Origin of the sequence: Pigmentiphaga daeguensis (genome assembly GCF_039523035.1) — a bacterium.
Taxonomy (GTDB): domain Bacteria; phylum Pseudomonadota; class Gammaproteobacteria; order Burkholderiales; family Burkholderiaceae_B; genus Pigmentiphaga; species Pigmentiphaga daeguensis.
The window spans coordinates 368,209-386,597 of the sequence record NZ_BAAAEN010000002.1; the positions used below are offsets into that span (position 1 = coordinate 368,209).

The 18,389-nt window shown below is 68.1% G+C and carries 18 protein-coding genes; 14 read left to right on the top strand and 4 right to left on the bottom strand.

The annotated features are described in order from the left end of the window. The first annotated feature begins 26 nt into the window (after positions 1–26). The 10 genes from ABD104_RS04455 (at position 27) to ABD104_RS04500 (ending at position 10,966) form a co-directional block, all read left to right on the top strand. Positions 27–1,658, top strand: a complete 1,632-nt coding sequence (locus ABD104_RS04455; RefSeq protein WP_279817326.1) for a ShlB/FhaC/HecB family hemolysin secretion/activation protein — start codon at positions 27–29, stop codon at positions 1,656–1,658. 55 nt (positions 1,659–1,713) lie between these two features. Then, positions 1,714–3,513: a DUF2341 domain-containing protein gene (locus ABD104_RS04460; RefSeq protein WP_279817325.1), complete on the top strand. Its 1,800-nt coding sequence runs from the start codon at positions 1,714–1,716 to the stop codon at positions 3,511–3,513. Between the two features lie 14 nt (positions 3,514–3,527). Then, the gene (locus ABD104_RS04465; protein WP_087781292.1) at positions 3,528–3,938 is read left to right on the top strand and encodes an ExbD/TolR family protein; all 411 of its coding nucleotides are present in this window, start codon (positions 3,528–3,530) and stop codon (positions 3,936–3,938) included. 10 nt (positions 3,939–3,948) lie between these two features. Further along, a complete protein-coding gene (locus tag ABD104_RS04470; RefSeq protein ID WP_254914687.1) occupies positions 3,949–4,665 on the top strand; it encodes an energy transducer TonB in 717 nt (238 codons plus the stop codon). A gap of 50 nt (positions 4,666–4,715) precedes the next feature. After that, positions 4,716–6,542, top strand: coding sequence for a putative porin (locus ABD104_RS04475; protein WP_087841360.1), 1,827 nt, complete (start codon positions 4,716–4,718; stop codon positions 6,540–6,542). A 10-nt stretch (positions 6,543–6,552) separates the two neighbouring features. Further along, positions 6,553–7,248, top strand: coding sequence for a hypothetical protein (locus tag ABD104_RS04480; RefSeq protein ID WP_132980082.1), 696 nt, complete (start codon positions 6,553–6,555; stop codon positions 7,246–7,248). A gap of 133 nt (positions 7,249–7,381) precedes the next feature. Continuing rightward, the gene (locus tag ABD104_RS04485; protein ID WP_132980083.1) at positions 7,382–8,314 is read left to right on the top strand and encodes a peptidylprolyl isomerase; all 933 of its coding nucleotides are present in this window, start codon (positions 7,382–7,384) and stop codon (positions 8,312–8,314) included. Positions 8,315–8,339: 25 nt separating this feature from the next. After that, positions 8,340–8,852 carry a YbjN domain-containing protein gene (locus tag ABD104_RS04490; protein WP_087841357.1) on the top strand — a complete coding sequence of 171 codons (513 nt, stop codon included), beginning with the start codon at positions 8,340–8,342 and terminating at the stop codon, positions 8,850–8,852. A gap of 43 nt (positions 8,853–8,895) precedes the next feature. Continuing rightward, positions 8,896–9,135, top strand: a complete 240-nt coding sequence (locus tag ABD104_RS04495; protein WP_087841356.1) for a hypothetical protein — start codon at positions 8,896–8,898, stop codon at positions 9,133–9,135. Positions 9,136–9,310: 175 nt separating this feature from the next. Further along, on the top strand, positions 9,311–10,966 hold the full coding sequence (locus ABD104_RS04500) for a tannase/feruloyl esterase family alpha/beta hydrolase (RefSeq protein WP_087841355.1): 1,656 nt from the start codon (positions 9,311–9,313) through the stop codon (positions 10,964–10,966). 174 nt (positions 10,967–11,140) lie between these two features. On the opposite strand, the gene ABD104_RS04505 is transcribed toward ABD104_RS04500, so the two are convergent. Further along, positions 11,141–12,007, bottom strand: coding sequence for a pirin family protein (locus ABD104_RS04505; protein WP_087841354.1), 867 nt, complete (start codon positions 12,005–12,007; stop codon positions 11,141–11,143). A 116-nt stretch (positions 12,008–12,123) separates the two neighbouring features. Between ABD104_RS04505 and ABD104_RS04510 the strand changes: the two genes are divergently transcribed. Both ABD104_RS04510 and ABD104_RS04515 read left to right on the top strand, forming a co-directional pair. Then, a complete protein-coding gene (locus ABD104_RS04510) occupies positions 12,124–13,026 on the top strand; it encodes a LysR family transcriptional regulator (protein WP_087841519.1) in 903 nt (300 codons plus the stop codon). An 11-nt stretch (positions 13,027–13,037) separates the two neighbouring features. Then, positions 13,038–13,964: a LysR family transcriptional regulator gene (locus tag ABD104_RS04515; protein ID WP_087841353.1), complete on the top strand. Its 927-nt coding sequence runs from the start codon at positions 13,038–13,040 to the stop codon at positions 13,962–13,964. 15 nt (positions 13,965–13,979) lie between these two features. On the opposite strand, the gene ABD104_RS04520 is transcribed toward ABD104_RS04515, so the two are convergent. Then, positions 13,980–14,954 carry a Bug family tripartite tricarboxylate transporter substrate binding protein gene (locus ABD104_RS04520; RefSeq protein ID WP_087841352.1) on the bottom strand — a complete coding sequence of 325 codons (975 nt, stop codon included), beginning with the start codon at positions 14,952–14,954 and terminating at the stop codon, positions 13,980–13,982. Between the two features lie 151 nt (positions 14,955–15,105). Here ABD104_RS04520 and ABD104_RS04525 point away from each other — a divergent pair, with 151 nt between their 5' ends. After that, a complete protein-coding gene (locus ABD104_RS04525; RefSeq protein ID WP_132980084.1) occupies positions 15,106–15,825 on the top strand; it encodes a class II aldolase/adducin family protein in 720 nt (239 codons plus the stop codon). A 99-nt stretch (positions 15,826–15,924) separates the two neighbouring features. Beyond that, the gene (locus ABD104_RS04530) at positions 15,925–16,344 is read left to right on the top strand and encodes a cupin domain-containing protein (protein ID WP_087841350.1); all 420 of its coding nucleotides are present in this window, start codon (positions 15,925–15,927) and stop codon (positions 16,342–16,344) included. Positions 16,345–16,349: 5 nt separating this feature from the next. Here ABD104_RS04530 and ABD104_RS04535 read toward each other — a convergent pair whose 3' ends face one another. Then, positions 16,350–17,324 carry a fumarylacetoacetate hydrolase family protein gene (locus tag ABD104_RS04535; RefSeq protein ID WP_243724584.1) on the bottom strand — a complete coding sequence of 325 codons (975 nt, stop codon included), beginning with the start codon at positions 17,322–17,324 and terminating at the stop codon, positions 16,350–16,352. 128 nt (positions 17,325–17,452) lie between these two features. Next, positions 17,453–18,229 carry a helix-turn-helix domain-containing protein gene (locus ABD104_RS04540; protein WP_165963230.1) on the bottom strand — a complete coding sequence of 259 codons (777 nt, stop codon included), beginning with the start codon at positions 18,227–18,229 and terminating at the stop codon, positions 17,453–17,455. Positions 18,230–18,389: the final 160 nt, after the last annotated feature.

The window sequence follows — 18,389 nt, forward strand, 5'->3', positions numbered from 1 at the left end:
TACTACTTGAGAAACGAATTCGACACATGCATGAGCTGAGAAAGAACGGACCGTCGGCGGCATGGCGGGCCCTTTGCGTGGTGGCTCTCTCGCTGGGCACGCCTGCCCTGGCGCCGGCCCAGGAGCAGGGCGCGGCGCCGTCGGCCGACACGCCCAGCGGGGCTGAGCGCCGCGTGGACATCAACGAGTACATCGTGCGTGGCAACACGGTGCTGGACGTACGATCCATCGAGAAGGCGGTGACGCCTTTCCTCGGGCCGGGCCGTACGCTCAAGGACATGGAAGGCGCGCGCGACGCGCTGTTGTCCGCCTACCAGTCCAAGGGCTACCAATCCGTCTATGTCGACCTGCCGGAGCAGCAGGTCGTGGCCGGCATCGTCTATCTGCAGGTTTCCGAGACCAAGGTGGGGCGCGTCCGCGTCGTGGGCGCCGAGTATTCGTCGCCGCTCGAGGTGCGGGACCAGGTGCCGGCGCTGGCCGAAGGCCAGGTCCCCGATTTCAACAAGGCGCAAGCCCAGTTGACCGAATTGAACCGGGCCGGCCGCCGGCAGGTGATGCCCCTGGTCCGGCAGGGCAAGCTGCCCGGGACGATGGACGTGGACCTGAAGGTGGAGGACAACAGCCCGTGGCGCGCCAGCGCGGGCCTGAACAACGACCGCAGCCCGGACACCAAGTCGCTGCGGGCCACGGCCTCCATCGGGCACGACAATTTGTGGCAGATGGGGCACAGCGCGTCGCTCAGCTTCTTCGGCGCGCCGCAGGACCTGGACCAGACCAAGGTGTGGTCCGGTTCGTACGTCGCGCCGCTGCGCGATACGAACTGGAGCCTCGAGGCGTCGGGCTACGTCTCGGACAGCAACGTCTCGACCGTGGGCGGTACCTCGGTGCTGGGCAAGGGCCATGCCATCGGCCTGAAGGCCACCTACACCGTTCCCAACGCGGGCGAGTGGTGGCACGCCTTCAGCGCGGGCATCGACTTCAAGAGCAATAAGGAACAATTGCGCCTGGGCGCCACCGGCGACGAGGTCCCGCTCAAGTACGCGCCGGTCACGCTGTCGTATTCGGGGTTCCGCCAGACCGAGCGTGGCCAGTACGCGCTGGGCATGTCGTTCGTGACCGGCACCCGCAGCCTGTTCGGCTACGGCAGCAATTGGCAGGAATTCAACTACAAGCGCTACAAGGCCAAGCCTGGCTTCATGGTGCTGAAGGCCGACGTCAACGCGACCTACAACTTCGCCGGCGAATCCCAGCTGGGATTCAGGCTGGCCGGACAGATGACCGATTCGCCGCTGGTGTCGGGCGAGCAGATCGCCGCCGGCGGCATGAACTCCGTGCGCGGCTACATGTCGGCCGAATCCACCGGCGATTACGGCCTGGTCGGTTCGGTCGAGTGGCGCACCAAACCCCTGCAGTGGGCCGGAGCCTGGGTCGAGAACTGGCGCGCGTACGCGTTCATGGATGCCGCCCAGCTTCGCCTGCAGGACCCGCTGCCGGAGCAGCAGTCGCGCTTCACGCTGGCCTCGGTGGGGATCGGAACCAGTTTCCGCATCGGCCAGCGCGTGTCCGGCCGGCTGGATTTCGGCTATCCGCTCAGGGACGGCCCCCGCACGGAAAAGCACGATCCGCGCGTGACCTTCAGCATCAACGCCAGTTATTGATCATCGCCACTCGCTTCCATTCATGTCTTTCAGAAAAGATCCCGGAGAGTTTTCCATGCGACGCATTCTGCTTCTCGCGCTCACGATGCTGAGCGCGGTCCTGCCCGGCCTGGCGCAGGCCTGGTGGCAGCCCGACTGGGCCTACCGCAAGCCCATCACCATCGACGCCACGCCGCAGGGCGCCGCCCTGGGCGGCGAGGCCGGCCGCACCCCCGTGCTGGTCCGCCTGCATACCGGCAACTTCAGTTTCGAGGGCGTGGGCGAGAACGGCGCCGACCTGCGCTTCGTCGCGGGCGACGACAAGACCGTGCTCAACCACCAGGTCGAGCAATTCGATCCCTTGCTGGGTATCGCGCTGATCTGGGTCGACGTACCCAACGTCTCGGCCGGCGCCGCGCAGCAGCTGTGGATGTACTACGGCAATCCGAAGGCGCCGGCCTCGGCCAATGGCCAGCTGACTTTCGATCCGGACTACACGCTGGTCTACCACTTCGCCGAGGCCAACGTGCCGGCGCGCGACACCACCGCCTACGGCAACCATGCGCAGACCGCCGTGGTCAGTGTCGACGGCACCGTCATCGGCAAGGGTGCCCAGCTAGGCGTCGCGCCGCTCATGTTGCCGGCTTCGTCGTCGCTGTCGCTGCAGGCCGGCGCGCCTTTCACGTTCTCCGCCTGGGTGCGTCCCGACCAGCTCGGCGCCGAGCAGGCTCTTTACGTCCGCCGCGAAGGCGCCAGCGAATTCATCGTGGGCGTGGATCAGGGGGTGCCGTTCGTACAGGTCAATGGCCGGCGCAGCGCCCCCGGCCAGCCGATCCAGGCAGGCCAGTGGTCGCACATCGCGGTCAAGGCCGATGCCGGCAATGTCGTGCTGTTCGTCGCGGGCCGACAGGCCGCGGCTGTCGCCGCCAGCCTACCCGCGTTCAACGCCTCGGCCGCGGTCGGCGGCGACATCGCCCGCTCCGCGGCGCCCGGCCAGGCGGCTTCCGGCCAGGCGCTGGCGCCGTTCACCGGTGCCATCGATGAACTGCGCCTGTCCAAGGCTGCCCGTCCCGACGCGCTGATCCTGGCCGACGCGATCTCGCAGGGCGCCGATTCGCGCCTGACGGCGTTCGGCGCCGACGAGCAGCAGGCAGGCAAGAGCCACTTCGGTTTCATCCTGGCCGCCATGCCGCTGGATGCCTGGGTGGTCGTGGCCATCCTGGGCCTGATGATGCTGGTCTCTTGGGCCATCATGATCGGCAAGGGTCGCAGCTATGGCGCCATGTCGCGCGCCAACGGCTCGTTCATGGCTTTCTTCCGCGAGGCGGCCGGCGCGCCGCTCGACAGCCTGGCCAACAGCAATCGCGTGCCGGAAGACGTCAAGCAGGATTCGTCGCTGTGGCGCCTGTATGAAGTGGCGATCGAGGAAATGCGTCGCCGCCAGGAACGCGGCTACGACATCAACGCCGTGTCGGATGCCACCATCGGCGCCATCCGCGCCGCGATGGACGGCGTGATGGTGCGCGAGAACGAACGCATGTCCAAGCGCATGAACTGGCTCTCGACCACCATCGAAGGCGCGCCTTACGTGGGCCTGTTCGGCACGGTGATCGGGATCATGCTGGTGTTCGTGGTCGCGGCCATGGCGGGCGCGGTCGACATCAACTCCGTCGCGCCGGGCATGGCGGCCGCGCTCTTGTGTACCGCGGCCGGCCTGGGCGTCGCGATCCCCGCGCTGTTCGGCTACAACTGGCTGGCCTCGCGTTCGGAAGCCATCGGCGCCGACATGGCCGTGTTCGTGGATGAGTTCTCCACGCGCCTGGCCGAAGAGCAGGGCGCGGGCCGCCAGGTCCGCCCCGCCTTGCAGCGCGCTTGACGGAGCGGGCGACCATGGCAACCGCAGTCAAGTTCGGCACCAAGAAGCGTGCCAACGGCATCAACATCACGCCCTTCGTCGACGTGCTGCTGGTGGTGCTGGTCATCTTCATCCTGACCAGCAACGCCAGCATCCCGGGCATCCGCGTGGACCTGCCCAAGGCGAGCGCCTCGGTCCCGCTGGAAAAGCCCAAGACCAAGGCCATCACCATCGACAACGCCGGCCAGGTGTTCCTGGATGCCTATCCGGTCACGCTGCCCGAACTGGAAGAGCGGTTGCGCACGGAGAAGGCGCTGTCGCCCGACTTCCCGGTGATCGTCCGCGGCGATGCCTCGGTCCAGTACGCGAAGGTGGTCGAAGTGCTCGACCTGCTGCGCCGGATCGAGCTCAACCAGGTCGGCCTGGTGACGGGCAAGCCGGCCTGAGGAGAGCAATGTGACCAGTCGTGATCCCGTCTCTCGCCCGGCCTCGCCAGGCAGCCGCCTGTGGCGGCGCTGGGGCGGGCTCGTCATCGGGTTGGGCGTGGCGGCCATTCTTGCCGGGTTGCTGTGGTATCTGCTTGCCGATACCGCCAGTACCAAGCGCGAAGTGGCGGCAACCCCGATGCTGATGCTGCCCCCGCCGCCTCCGCCGCCACCCGAGCCGGAAAAATTGCCCGAGCCTGAACCGGAGATCAAGCCGGAAGTCGTCGAGCCCGAGCCCACGCCCATCGAACCGCTGGATGCGCCGCCGGAAGACGCGCCGCCGAGCCCGTCGCAGGACCTGGGCGATCCCGTCACCATCGACGGCGCCGCCCAGGCCGGCTCGGATGCTTTCGGCGTGGCGGCCGGCCGCGGTGGCGGATCCTCGGGAGCGGGGCGCGGAGGGCTCGGCAATGCCGCCTATTCCTCCTACTACTCGAATGCCTTGCAGCGGTTGCTGGGGCGTGACCCGCGTACGCGCAACCTGGCGTTCCAGGATATACGCATTGACTTCTGGTTGACCGCGGATGGCCAGGTGGCGAAGGTCCAACTGGTGAAGAGCAGCGGCGATCCCGAGGTCGACAAGGCTGTTCTGGACGTCGTGCGCGAAGGAGACATCTCCGACGAGCGGCCCCCCGCCTCGATGCGTTATCCGATGCGGCTCACCATGAAGGGACAGCGTCCGTCATGAGTGCGTCGCCACAACCCCATCCGTTTCCACCCCATTCCGTGAATTCGCTCATGAATCAATCGACAGCATCCGATCGCCGCGCGACCCGCGGCAGCCACAGCCGGGCGCAGCGGCCGGCCGCGCAAGCGACGCACGGCCGCCCCGGCCTCCGAGCCATCGCCGCCGCCGTTGCCTCGGTCGTCGGGCTGCTGGGAACCGTCCCGGCCCAGGCCCAGACCGCAGCGCCCAATGAAAGCGCGATGGTCCGCCTGATCCGCGGCCTGATCCAGAGCGGCGCCCTGGCCAAGGACGTGGGCGAGGCGCTGCTGGCGCAGGCCCAGACCGAGGCGCTTGCCGCGCAGCAGGCGCAGCGCCAGGCGGCGACCGCCGCCACGGCCGGCGCCGCCGGCGGCGCGCTGCGTCCCGAGCCGGGCGACGTACGCGTCCCGTACATTCCCGAGACCGTGCGCGACCAGATCCGCGACGAGATCAAGGGCCAGGTCATGGCCCAGGCCAAGTCCGAGGGCTGGGCGGCCCCCAACGAGACGCCCGAGTGGACCAAGCGCATCCGCATCGAGGGCGACATGCGCGTGCGCAACGAATCGCGCTTCTATTCGGACGGCAACAGCAACATCGAGGTGGACTGGGCCGCGATCAACCGGGGCAGCGGCTATGACGTCAACGGCAACACCAATCTGTCGCTGCCCAACACCATCAACACCCGCGAGAACCGCAAGAACGTGTTCCGCGCCCGAGCCCGGCTGGGCGTCTACGCCGACCTCTCGGACCGGACCGAAGTGGGCGTGAGGCTGGCCACCGGCAGCGACGAAAGCCCGGTGTCGACCACCCAGACACTGGGGGGCGGCCTGGGCAAGAAGAACGTCTGGCTGGACCAGGCCTACCTGGCGCACAAGCCGCTCGACTGGCTGACGGTGGTGGGCGGCCGTTTCGGCAATCCCTTCTTTTCGTCCGACACCCTGTTCTCGTCGGACCTGAATTTCGATGGCCTGGCGGTGAAGGCCGAGCGGCCGTTCGCGGCGAATCCGGACGTGTCGCTGTTCGGCAGCCTGGGCCTGATTCCGCTGGAGTATTCATCGGACAGCTTCCCGGGCACCAGCCAGGACAAGGCGCGCAGCCACAACAAGTGGCTGATCGGCGCGCAGATCGGTTCGAACTGGAAGGTGAACGAGGACAACCGCCTGCGCGGCGCGGTGGCGTACTACGACTTCCGCAACATCAGCGGCAAGGTGTCGCAGCCCTGCGCCCTGTATGCCGGCGCCGACCATTGCAGCACCGACTGGTCGCGTCCCGCCTTCATGCAGAAGGGCAACACGCTGATGCTGTTGCGCAATATCTCGCTCGATCCGCTGGATCCCGCCAACACGAAGATGCCGCAATACGTCGGACTGGCGTCCAAGTTCCAGTTGCTGGACCTGAACTTGCGCTGGGACACCAAGGTCGCCGGCGGCTACGGACTCAGGCTGGATGCGAACTACATCCGCAACCTGGCCTATGACGCCGACGAAATGTGGACCCGCTCGGGCGGCGGCATCGTCAACAACTTCGGCGGCACGGGCGGCACCGGGCGTTCGGACTTCAGGAGCGGCGCCAACGCCTACATGCTGCAGGTCACGTTCGGCAAGCCCGCGCCGGTCGCGCGCGGCGACTGGAACCTGCTGGCCGGCTACAAGCGCATCGAGCCCGATGCCCTGCCGGACGCCTACAACGATTCGTCCTTCCACCTGGGGGGAACGAACGCCAAGGGCTACTACGTGGGCGGTTCGTACGCCATCGACAAGAACACCTGGTTCACCGGCCGCTGGATGTCGACCAAGGAAGTCTACGGCGCGCCGTTCTCCGTCGACATGCTGCAGGTCGAGTTCAACGCCCGCTTCTAAGGAGAACGACGTGCATTTCGCATCCATAGTGCCGTCGGCGGCCGCAGGGCGCCGCGCCGCCTGCGCGGCGGCGCTGCTGCTCGCCGCCGCCGGCGGCGTCCAGGCCCAGCAGGCACCAAGCATGGAGGAACGTTTGCGGGCCCAGCTGCGCATCACGACCTCCCAGCTCCAGCAGGCGCAGAACGAACTGGCTGCGCTCAAGGCCGGCCAGGGGCCCGCCGCGGCGCCGGCCAAGTCCGACGAACTGGCGGCGATGAAGGAGGAACTGTCGCGCGCCAAGGCCCAACTGGCGGCCGAGCGCGAGTCGCGGCAGAAGGCTCGCGATGACAGCGTGCAGCTCAAGGAACAGGCCGAGGCCGCCCTGGAGAAGGCGGGCGCCCAGGTCGCCCAGTACCGCAACGCCTACGACGAACTGCTGAAGATGGCCCGGGCATCGGAGGCCGAACGCCAGCGCCTGGCGTCGGAGACGTCGGCGCAGCGCACCGCGATCGGCCAGTGCGAGGCGAAGAACGCCCAGCTGTATGCCGTGGGCAAGGAGATCCTCCATGCCTACGAAACCATGGATGTCGGCACCGTGCTGGCCGCGCGCCAGCCGTTCGCGGGCGCCGCGCGGGTCAGGCTGGACGAGACGGCCCAGCAGTTCGGCGACAAGCTGTACGAGGGCCGGTTCGACGCCCGTGGCGTGGCATCCGCCGCGGCGCAGTAGCCCGGGCGCGGTGCGGGTGCTGGTGTCGGCCGAGGTGGTCTTGTCACATTGTTTCGCTGCAATAGGGCACACCGGCCGCCACGGCACCGTCATCACCGCGTAGCAGTCACGATCAGAGAAGGAAGTCGAAGTCATGAAACTCAAGCAGAACCCCTCCACGCACTCCATGCCGGCCGTCCTGGCGGCCTTGTTCGCCGCCTGGCTGGGCGTCGCCGCCACGGCTCACGCAGCGGACAGCGGCGCTGCGGTCGCCAGCGTGGGCAGCGTCTCGATCAGGCAACAGGAGGTCGAGCAGCTCCTGCGCGGCATGCCCGATGCCGAGCGCGATGCCGTCAAGGGCAATCGCGCCGGTCTCGAGAACTGGCTGCGCCAGCGCCTGGCCAGCGAGGCGCTGCTCAAGGAGGCCCAGGCCAAGGGCTGGGACAAGCGCACGGAAATCAAGACGCGCGTGGACGCGGCGGTACGCGAGGTCACGGATCGCATCGTCGCCACCTCGTACCTGGATTCGGTCGCGCAGCTTCCCGAAGGCTATCCCTCGGAGGCCGACGTGCGCGCCGCCTACGAACGCGCCAAGGAGGGCTTCCAGCTTCCCGCCGCCTATCACGTAGCCCAGATCTTCCTGGCGGCGCCGGCCGACGACGGCGCTGCGGTGGCCAAGGCCCGCGCACAGGCGCAGGATCTGGCGGCCCAGGCCCGCCGCGGCGATTTCGCCGAACTGGCGCGCAAGCATTCGCAGGACGAGCGCTCGGCGGCGCGCGGCGGCGACGTCGGAACCCTGCCCCTGGCGCAGTTGCTGCCCGAGGTGCGAGAACCCGTTTCCCGGCTGCAGCCCGGCCAGGTGAGCGAGCCGGTCCAGTCCCAGGCAGGAATACATGTACTCAAGCTGCTCGACTCGCAGGCGCCGCGCACCGCGACCCTGGACGAGGTCAGGCCGCGCCTGCAACAGGTGCTGCGGCAGCAGCGCAAGCAGGAACTGATCGAGGCCTACATGGCCAGGCTGGCACCGGCCGGCTCGGTCAAGATCGACAGCGCGGCGCTGGATGCCGCGATGAGCAAGGCCAACTGAACATCATTCATCATCAGGACAGAACATGAGCAAGAACGATAACCAAGCCGCCGTGGAAACCACCGCAGCCCCGGTGCTGACTGTCGTCGGCGCGGACCAGGTGGCCGAAGCCATCAAGGCCGCCGGCTGCGCCGTGACCCCGATCGAACAGGATGGCGTGGTCCGCCTGCACAGCGCCAGTCACGGTGTCGGCTTCCAGGTGCTCTGGGGCAACGCCCAGGCCAAGGACCAGTACGCCGATTTCACCTTCAGCTGCCCGCTGCGGGTACAGGGCGGCGAACTTCCGGCCGGCCTGCTGACCGAATGGCATCGCACCAAGCGCTTCGCACGCGTTTCCCAGCATGGCGATTTCGTCGTGCTGGAGATGGACGTGGTGGCGGCCGGCGGCGTGTCGCCCAACCACCTGGCCGTCGCGGCGCAGATCTGGACGCAGATGATGGGCCAGTTCTTCCTCTACCTGCGCAATTTCCGCGCCGAAGAGGGGCAGCAGGCCGGAATCGGCGAGGCCGAGAACGCGCCCGCCATCGCGACGGCTTGACGCAGCGCAGCCGCCGGATCGCTGGGTGACACGGGAGAAGCACATGCAGGAGACGATCGCTGTCCGCCATGACGCCGAAGGCGCGGCGCAGGAAGCCATCCAGCGGCGATTGAACGCGACGGCGCGTCAGCTGGAGCGGACGCGGCGTGTGGAGACCGCTCGCATCCGGCAGCGCGAGCGGCTGCTGCGCATGCTGGCGGAGTCCATGGCGGAGCTCGGTATCTCGGGCGCGGAGCTCCAGGCCGCGCGCCGCGCCTACAAGCAGGCGACGGACAAGAAGTAGCAGGAGCGGGCCGGTCGGGCCCGCTTTCACGGATCCGGCCTTGATACAAAGTAAGGTGACTTGATTATTTACTTTGTTAATCAATTGAGGCATCTTTGCCGGACGCGCGCCATGGCTCGTGTCCGGGCTGGTGGGTGCGCGAGAACGACAAGAAACTCGCATCCGGGGGAGATCCATGAAGATCCGTCACGTCCCGCTCTCCGCATTCCTGTTCGCCGCCCTGGCGGCCTGCGGCGGCAGCGATGACCCCGCACCCACGCCATCCGACCCCGGTCCGGGGCCGTCCGCCGCCCAGTCGTGCAGCGACCTGAACGGCAGGATGATCGCCAAGGCCGAGATCGGCAAGCCGACCTCGGGCGCCGTGGTGCAGTCGGCCACGCTGGTCAAGGCCGATGCCGAGGGCAACGCCAACGGCGAATACTGCGCCGTGCGCGGCATCGTCATGCCGGTCGATCCGGCCGCGCCCAACCTGGAGTTCCAGGTGAACCTTCCCACGGCCTGGAACAAGCGCGCGCTGCAACTGGGCGGCGGGGCGTTCAACGGTTCGCTGGTGACGGGACTGGGCAAGTATCCGCTGCAGCCGGCCGATTCCAAGGCGCCGCTGGCGCAGGGCTACGTGACCCTGGGCAGCGACGGCGGTCACAAGTCCAGCGCGGGCTTCGATGCCTCGTTCGCGCTGAACGCCGAGTCGCTGATGAACTTCGGCCAGTTGTCCATCAAGAAGACGCACGACGTGGCGATGGCGCTGATCAAGGCCCGCTACGGCGCCGCGCCCGAGCGCTTCTATTTCATCGGCGCTTCGCAGGGCGGCCACGAGGCGCTGGACGCCGCGGCGCGCTATCCCGACGACTATGACGGCGTGGTGTCGAACTACCCGGCCTACAACGTGACCATGCTGCACCTGGGGTCCCTGAACGCGGGCCGCGCCATGTACGGCAACGGCGGCGCCAACTGGATGAACGCGGCCAAGGTCAAGCTCCTGACCGATGCCGTCTATGCCGCCTGCGATCCGCTGGACGGCCTGAAGGACGGCGTCATCAGCAACGTGGCCGGTTGCGACGCGGCGTTCGGCATCGCCGGCGTGCGCGCCACGCTGCGCTGCGCGGGGGGCGGCGACATGGGCGACACCTGCCTGTCCGACGCGCAGATAGCGGGCGTGGAGACGATCGCTTCGCCCTACAAGCCAGGCGTGGAAATCGCCGGCATGACCCAGTTCGAACGCTGGCCGATACTGGAAGGCGCGCTGTTCAACGTGTCGTCCTATGGCACCGTTCCCCAGCCCTCCAACCCGCTGTCGGGCAAGGAGGCGCTGCTGTACTCGGTCGGCGCGGCCACGACCAAGTACATCATCACCCGCGACGTCAACTTCGATCCCATGACGCTCGATCCCAAGACCTACGAGACGCGCATCAAGGAGGTGGGCGGCATCATGGACGTGTCCGACGTCGACCTGGGGCCGTTCATCCAGAAGGGCGGCAAGCTGATCATGATCCACGGCACCGCCGACGACTTCATCACGCCGCACAATTCCATCGTCTATTGGAACAAGCTGGTGGCGGGCAAGGGCCAGTCCACGGTCGACGGGTTCGCGCGCTTCTACGTGGTGCCCGGCCTGGGACATGGCTTCGGGCCGTTCAATGCGACCTACGACGCGCTGGGGGCATTGACCGGCTGGGTCGAGCGGGGAGCCGCGCCGGGCGTGTTGACCGCCATCGATGCCAACCCGGGCGCGGCCCGGACGCGGCCGATGTGCCGGTTCCCGGGATGGCCTAAGTACAAGGGCGAAGGGCCGGTCGGCGACGCGGCAAGCTTCGCCTGCGTGACGGAGTAGGAGAGGGCGCGGGCCGGGGCGCCTTGTGGGCGACCCTGCCCGCCCGCTTACTTCGACGGATTCAGCGTGTTGTAGCTGGTGATCAGGTTGCGCCGGCGATGATGAGCTGCTTTTTGCCGGGGGCAAGCGAAGGCTGCCCCGCGGGCAGGGGCCGGGAGCGGCGCTCCCGGGAAGTCAGGCCGCGGCGCGCTCGAAGCGCCCGGCGTTGTAGTCGTCGATGGCCTGCTGGATCTCGGCCTGCGTGTTCATGACGAAGGGACCATAGCCCACGACCGGTTCGTCGATGGGTTCGCCCGCCAGCCACAGCACGACGGCATCATTGTTGGCCTCCAGCGTGACACCGGTGCCATCGCGCTCGAAGTGGACGAGCTGTCCTTCGCGCGCCACGGTCTCGCCGTTCACCAGCACCGTCCCGCGCAGCACGACCAGCGCCAAGGTGTGGCCAGGCGTGCCGTCGAAGCGGGCGTGGCCGCCCTGCGCCAGGCGGATGTCCCACATGTCGATGGGCGTATGGGTCCGGGCCGGGCCCTTGCCGCCGCCGTATTCCCCGGCGATCACCCGCACGCGGCCGGCGCCGTCGGGCAGGTCGATCGAGGGAATCTGCGCGTCGAGCAGGGTCTGGTAGCCCGGTTCGCTCATCTTGTCCCGCGCGGGCAGGTTGACCCACAGCTGCACCATTTCCATGGTGCCGCCGCGCTCGGTGAAGGCGCGCGAGTGGAATTCCTCGTGCAGGATACCGCCGGCCGCGGTCATCCACTGCACGTCGCCCGGGCCGATCAGGCCGCCGGCGCCGGTGGAGTCGCGATGCTCGACCTCGCCCTGGTAGACGACCGTGACGGTCTCGAACCCCCGGTGCGGATGGCGGCCCACCCCGCGCGGACGGGCGGCGGGCGGAAAGGATGTGGGGGCGGCATGGTCCAGCAGCAGGAACGGGCTGAGGTGGCGGCCCAGGCCGTCGTAGCCGAACAGCGAGCGCACGGGAAACCCGTCGCCCACCCAATGGGGCCGGGGAGCGCTGTAGACGCCGAGGATTTTCTTCATGCCGATCTCCTGGTAGGAACCGTGGTAACGGTCGATGTAGACATGATATGGACGGGACGAAACGCCCGGTAGGTGGCAGAATTCGCATGGAGCGTTCTATTTAAGGAACGATGGACATGCAGGATCTCAACGATCTCTATTACTACGTGCAGGTGGTGGACCACGGCGGTTTCGCCCCGGCCGGGCGCGCCCTGGGCATACCCAAGTCCAAGCTCAGCCGCCGCATCGCGCTGCTGGAGGAACGCCTGGGGGCCCGGCTCATCCAGCGCTCGACCCGCCGCTTCGCGGTGACGGAGATCGGCCAGACCTACTACGGCCATTGCAAGGCCATGCTGGTGGAGGCCGAGGCCGCCGACGAGGCCATCGCCGTGATGCATGCCGAGCCGCGAGGCACCGTGCGCATGTCATGCCCGGTAGCGCTGCTGGATGCGCGGGTGGCCGACATGGTGGCCGAATTCATGGTTGCCCATCCCCGCGTGGAAGTTCATCTGGAGGAGACCAACCGGCGGGTGGACGTGGTGGGAGAGGGCCTGGACATCGCCTTGCGGGTGCGGCCGCCGCCGCTCGAGGACAGCGGGCTGGTCATGCGGGTGCTGGCGAACCGCGGGCAGTACCTGGTGGCATGCCCGGAGCTGCTCAGGAACGGCATCCCTCGCGTGCCGGCGGATCTCGCGGACCTGCCCAGCATGGCGCTGGGCGTGCCGCAGCAGGAGTATGTCTGGAACCTGATCGGACCCGACGGCGCGCATGCCGCCGTGCGTCACCACCCGCGGCTGATCACGCGCGGCATGCCGGCGCTGCGCGCGGCCGCCGTGGCGGGCGTCGGCGTGGTGCAATTGCCGGCGATGATGGTACGCGACGAGCTGGTCAGCGGCGAACTGGTGCACGTCATTCCCGGCTGGGCGCCGCCGCGCGAGATCATCCATGCGGTATTCGCATCGCGGCGCGGCCTGTTGCCTGCCGTGCGGGCCCTGGTCGAGCACCTGGCCGACCGGTTCGCGGAACTGGACGAAGACTGAGGCCCCCCGACATGGACGACGATCGCAAGGGCGCGGACGCCAGGAGTTTCCCCGACTATCGCCAGATCAGCATATTCACCGCCTTGTACGAGGTCGCGAGCATCGCGCGCGTGGCCGCGCGCCTGGGGATGAATCCTTCCACCGTCAGCATGGCGCTGGCCCGGCTGCGCGAGATCTACCAGGACGACCTGTTCGTGCGCAGCGCCGTCGGCATGATACCGACCATCAAGGCGGAATCCATCTATCCGGGCCTGAAGCAGGCCCAGCAGCTGTTGCAGGCCAGCGCACTGGAGGGCGATGCCTTCGATCCCGCGGTGGCGACCCGCCACTTCCGGGTGGCGATGAGCGAAATCGGCGTCTATGTGCTGATGCCCGGGCTACGCTCGTTGCTGGCGGGCGAGGCGCCGGGCGTCAGCCTGGAACAGATCGAGATCACCGCCGATACCCCCTGGCACCTGGAGTCAGGCACGCTGGACCTGGTGCTGGGCCATGTGCCGACCATGGGCAAATCGGTCATCCGCCAGCGGCTGTATCGCGAGCACTATGTCTGCCTGGGGCGCGCCAGCCATCCGGCGCTCCGGGCCGGCATGCCGGTGGAGGATTTCCTGCGGCTGCCGCACCTGTCGGTGGCCAGCCGGGGCCGCAACCGGCGGCGCTGGGAGGACCATGCGGCCGAGAAGCTGGGCGCGCGGCCCAACATCCGGTTGGAGCAATCGAGTTTCGCCGGCATCGAGCACCTGCTGGCCGACAGCGACCTGGTGGCCGTGGTGCCGGCCCGCCTGAGCCGTGCATTGATGCGCTTCGCGCCGCTGATGGCGGTGGACCTGCCGTTCGAGTCGCCCAGCTACGTGGTCCACCAGCATTGGCATTCCCGGCACAGGAAGGATGCCGGGGCGACCTGGCTCAGGAAGGCGCTGGCCCGCATCGCGCAGGGCTGAGCGCCGGCGGGCCGTTTATTCGACCGTGATGTGGTTGCGCTCGATCAGCGATTTCCACATCGCGCGTTCTTCCTTCAACTGCTGGCTGAACCTGGCCGGCGTGTCCGAGACCGGGAGATAGCCTTGCTCGATCAGGCGCTGCTTGACCGACGGCTCCTGCATGGCCTTGACCACGGTCTGGCTCATCTTCTGGATGACGGCGTCGGGCGTGCCGGCGGGCGCCATCACGCTGAAGGACTGCGGCACGTCGGGCAGGCCCTTGTCGGTCCAGACCGGCACCTTGGGGAACAGCGGCGACTTGCTGCTGATGGCGAGCGGGACGGCCTTGCCGGACTTGATGTGGGGCAGCACGGATGCCACGTCCGATTGCAGGAAGTCGAGCCGTCCGCCCAGGAAGTCCTGCATGGTCGGCGCCATGCCCTTGTACGGCACGTGCGTGAACGCGGCGCCGGTTTTTTCTTCCATGACCTTCACGCCCAGGAAGGTGGGCGAACCGTGGCCGGCCGATCCGAAGGCCAGCTTGCCGGGTTCGCTCTTGCCGGCGGCCAGCAGGTCGTCCAGCGTCTTGAAGCGCGAGCCGGGCGGCACGACGTAGACCAGGGGCGCGTCCACGCCGCGGGCCACCGGCACGAGATCCTTCTCGGCGTCGTAGGGCAGGTTCTTGTACAGATAGGGATTGACCGCGATCGCCGGCGTGGCCGAGACCAGGAAGGTGTAGCCGTCGGGCGTGGCGCGCGCCGCCGCCGCCGCGCCGATGTTGCCGCTGGCACCGGGTTTGTTCTCGACCACGACGGTCTGCCTGAGCGCCTTGCCCACGCCTTCGGCCAGCAGCCGGGCGTAGATGTCGGTGCCGCCGCCGGGCGACGAGGGCACGACGAAGGTGATGGGACGGGTGGGCCAGTTGTCGGCCGCGGTGGCGGCCAGGGCGAACGAAAGCGCCAGGCCGCCGCCGATCAGGGCCAGCCCGCGCGCGAGGGGAGTTGGGGTCATGCGTGTCCTCCGGATGTTCTCTTGTTGGGGCCGAGTATTTCACAGGCTGGCCGCCGAGTCGGTCAGCCGGATTGATGTCGAAGATCAAGAAAATTGATGCACGCTTCGGGTGCACAATATGCGATCGATACTACGAGCGGAAACGGGGAGCATGCTCATGAACGAAATCGTGCTGGAGGCGCGCCGCAACCTGGCGCGGGCCAACCGCATCCTCTACCTGAAAGGCATCGTCGACGGGTTCGGACACGTCAGTTGCCGGCACCCCGAGATCGCCGGCCACTACCTGATCTCGTGCAACCGGGCGCCCAACCTGGTCAAGGAAGCGGATATCGTCGAGCTGGACGAGGATTCGAACCCGGTGGGCGGCGATACCCGGCGCCTGTACCTGGAACGCTTCATCCACGGCGAGATCTACCGTACCCGTCCCGACGTCCGCGCCGTGGTCCACAGCCACTCGGCGGCCATGATCACCATCGCCGCCACCGACGTATCCGTCAAGCCCATGTTCCACATGGCCGGGTTCCTGACGCGCACCGCGAAGTTCGACATCCGCGAGGCGACCGGCCGCGAGACCGACATGCTGATATGCGACCACGACCTGGGCCGCCACCTGGCCGACACCCTGGGACCCGCCAGCGCGGTGCTGATGGTCGGCCATGGATCGACCATGGTGGGGACCAGCCTGGAAGAAGCCATCTACCGGGCGGTGTACGCCGAGGTCAACGCGGGCATGCAACTGGGGGCGATGCGGATCTCGGACAATGTGCGCTACCTGTCCGAGACCGAGTCCGACCTGGCCACCGAGACCAACCGCGGCCAGCTCAAGCGGTGCTGGGACCTGTGGTGCGAGGAAGTGGACATCGACGCCTGATCCGCGCGCGGCGCTACGCCGGCGCCGCCACCGGTGGTATCGTGCGATCCGGACGGCACATGGGCCGCCGCATAATAATCAAGGCAAGGGGACATCGCCATGAAACGGATCGTGGGGGGACTGGCCGCGCTGGCATTGGCGCTGGCCGGGGGCACGGGCATGGCGGCGGAATCGCCCGGCGTGCAGGTCGAGAAGCTGATGGAGAGCGGCGCGTCGTGGGACGGCCGTCCCTACGTGGCCTATCCGTCCGGCGCGCCGATGTTGACGGTGCTTCGGATCACGATTCCCGCCCACAGCGCGCTGCCCTGGCATACCCATCCCATTCCGAACGCGGCCTATGTTCTGTCGGGTGAACTGACGGTCGAGAAAAAGGAAACGGGCGAGACGCGCCTGCTCAAGCAGGGCGACGTCCTGCCGGAAATGGTGGGCGAATACCACCGCGGCGTGACCGGCGACCAGGGCGTGGTGCTGATCGTGTTCTATGCCGGCAGCCGCGGCTTGCCGCTGTCGCAGCAATAGGGGCGTCAGCCCGCCTGCACCGGGTTGCTGAGCTTGCCTATCCCCGCCACGGTAACGCTGACGGGGCCGCCGATCTTGTTCAGGTCGGCGTTCTGGACCGCCCGGCCGGGCTTGCCGCCCGAGGCCAGCGCCGTGCCCATCGACACCACGTCGCCCGGCACCAGCGTCATGTAGCTGGAGACGAAGGCCAGGACCTCGGGCAGCTTGTGGAAGAGGTTCGCCGTGTTGTCGCTGGCGTATTGTTCGTCGCGGACGTGGCACGAGATGTCCAGCGCGTGCGGGTTGGGAATCTCGTCGCGGGTGACGATCCACGGGCCCAGCGGCGAGAACGTGTCCGAACCCTTGTAGCGGCCGCTGTACGAGACGTGGCTTTCGACGTAGCGGATGCCTTCGCCTTCCAGCGCCGGATGGATGGCGCGGTAGTGGAAGCTGTCCTCGTCGCGCATGGTGGGCGAGGTCAGGTCGTTGTGGATGGTGTAGCCGAACACATGGTCATAGGCGTCGGCCGCGTCGATGTCGCGCGCCAGCTTGCCGATCACGACCGCCAGTTCGGGTTCGGGGTGCACGCGGCCGTAGTGGGGCTTCAGGCGTATCGGTTCGCCGTGGCCGGCCAGTGCCGACCAGGGCTTGGTGAAGACCGCCGGGTGCTTGGGGCCCTTGACGATGCGGTCGGTGTTGGCGCTGTTGTTCAGGGCCAGGCAGCACAGTTTCGAGGGGCGCGGCACGGCGGGAAGGAAGCGGACCGTGTCCATGGGCAGGCGCGGCAGCCCGGCCTGGCCCAGCGCGGCATGTACCTGCCGGAGCTGGTCCCAGAAATCGGGGCCGGCTTCGATCAGCCGGTGCATGTCCAGGGGGCCCTGGAAGTCGGGTGCGAATTGGCGGCATGCGGTTTCGGCGTCGATCAGTTCGGAATCGGAGATCACGAATCCGACGCGCGCGGCGTCGGGCCGGTCGAAGGTGGCGTAGCTGGCGAGTTTCAAGCGAGGCTCCAGTCCTGACGAGAGTGGGAACGGGGCGGCGCACGGGCCGCCTCGCGGCACGACAGCTTAATTCCGCGCGGCGGCGGCGCAGAATCTCGCCGCCGCTTCTTTCCGTGTCGCGGAACGCGTCAGCCGAGCGCGAGCCGCTCGTCGACGGCGGCGCAGATTTCCTGGCGCGTCCGATCGAGCTGGTCCACGCATTCACGCAGGCGCTCCGGGGTCAGCAATGCGCTGAAGGTGGTCAGCGACAGGACGCCCAGCACGCGGTCGCCGTGGGCGAGCGGCACGGCCAGCGTGGTGCTGGAACCGCGGCCCTGGCCCTTGCGCAGGCCGTACCCGCGCCGGCGCGTGGTGGCCAGTTGATGCTCGATGTCTTGTTTGACCGGCGGCCACAGGGCCGGTTCGGGTAGCGAGGCCTGCATCCACTGCAGCAGGCGGTCGCGTTCGGCCTGGCCGCAATAGGCCAGGTAGGCCTGCCCCATGCCGGAATGCACGAGGTCGTGGACGTGGCCGACCGTGGTGTGCTCGGACCCGATGGGGCTGTAGGGCATGGAGCTGTAGCGCACGACGATGTGGCCGCGGTCCAGGGTGCCCAGGGCCAGCGGCAGGCCGGTGGCGCGCGTGTTCCTGAGCACGATGGGCGCGCCGACTTCCACCACCAGTTCGGGCTCGGAGAAGCCTTCGCTCAGGCACAGGACCTTCTCGGTCAGCGTGTACGTGCCCTTGACCACGTCGGCGCGCACGTAGCCCTCGCTCTTGAGCGTGGCCAGCAGGCGGTGGATGGTGGACTTGGGCAGTCCGGTGGCCTGGTGCAGGGACTGGAGCGAACTCTGCGGCTGGTGGTTCAGCGCCCGCAGGATGTTCAGCGCCCGGACCACCGGCCCGATGGCGTTCGTTTCGGACATGCCTGCCGTTTCCTCCATGTGCTGGCGCCCCGATGATAGCGCCGGGCCGGCTTTTTCCGGAATCGCCGCGTTCCGTGACACGGAATGCTCGCGTGCGGAGTGGCAGCGGCGGCGGAGGGCGCTCCTATACTGCGCCCCGGCGACCCCCGCAGAGGGGCGC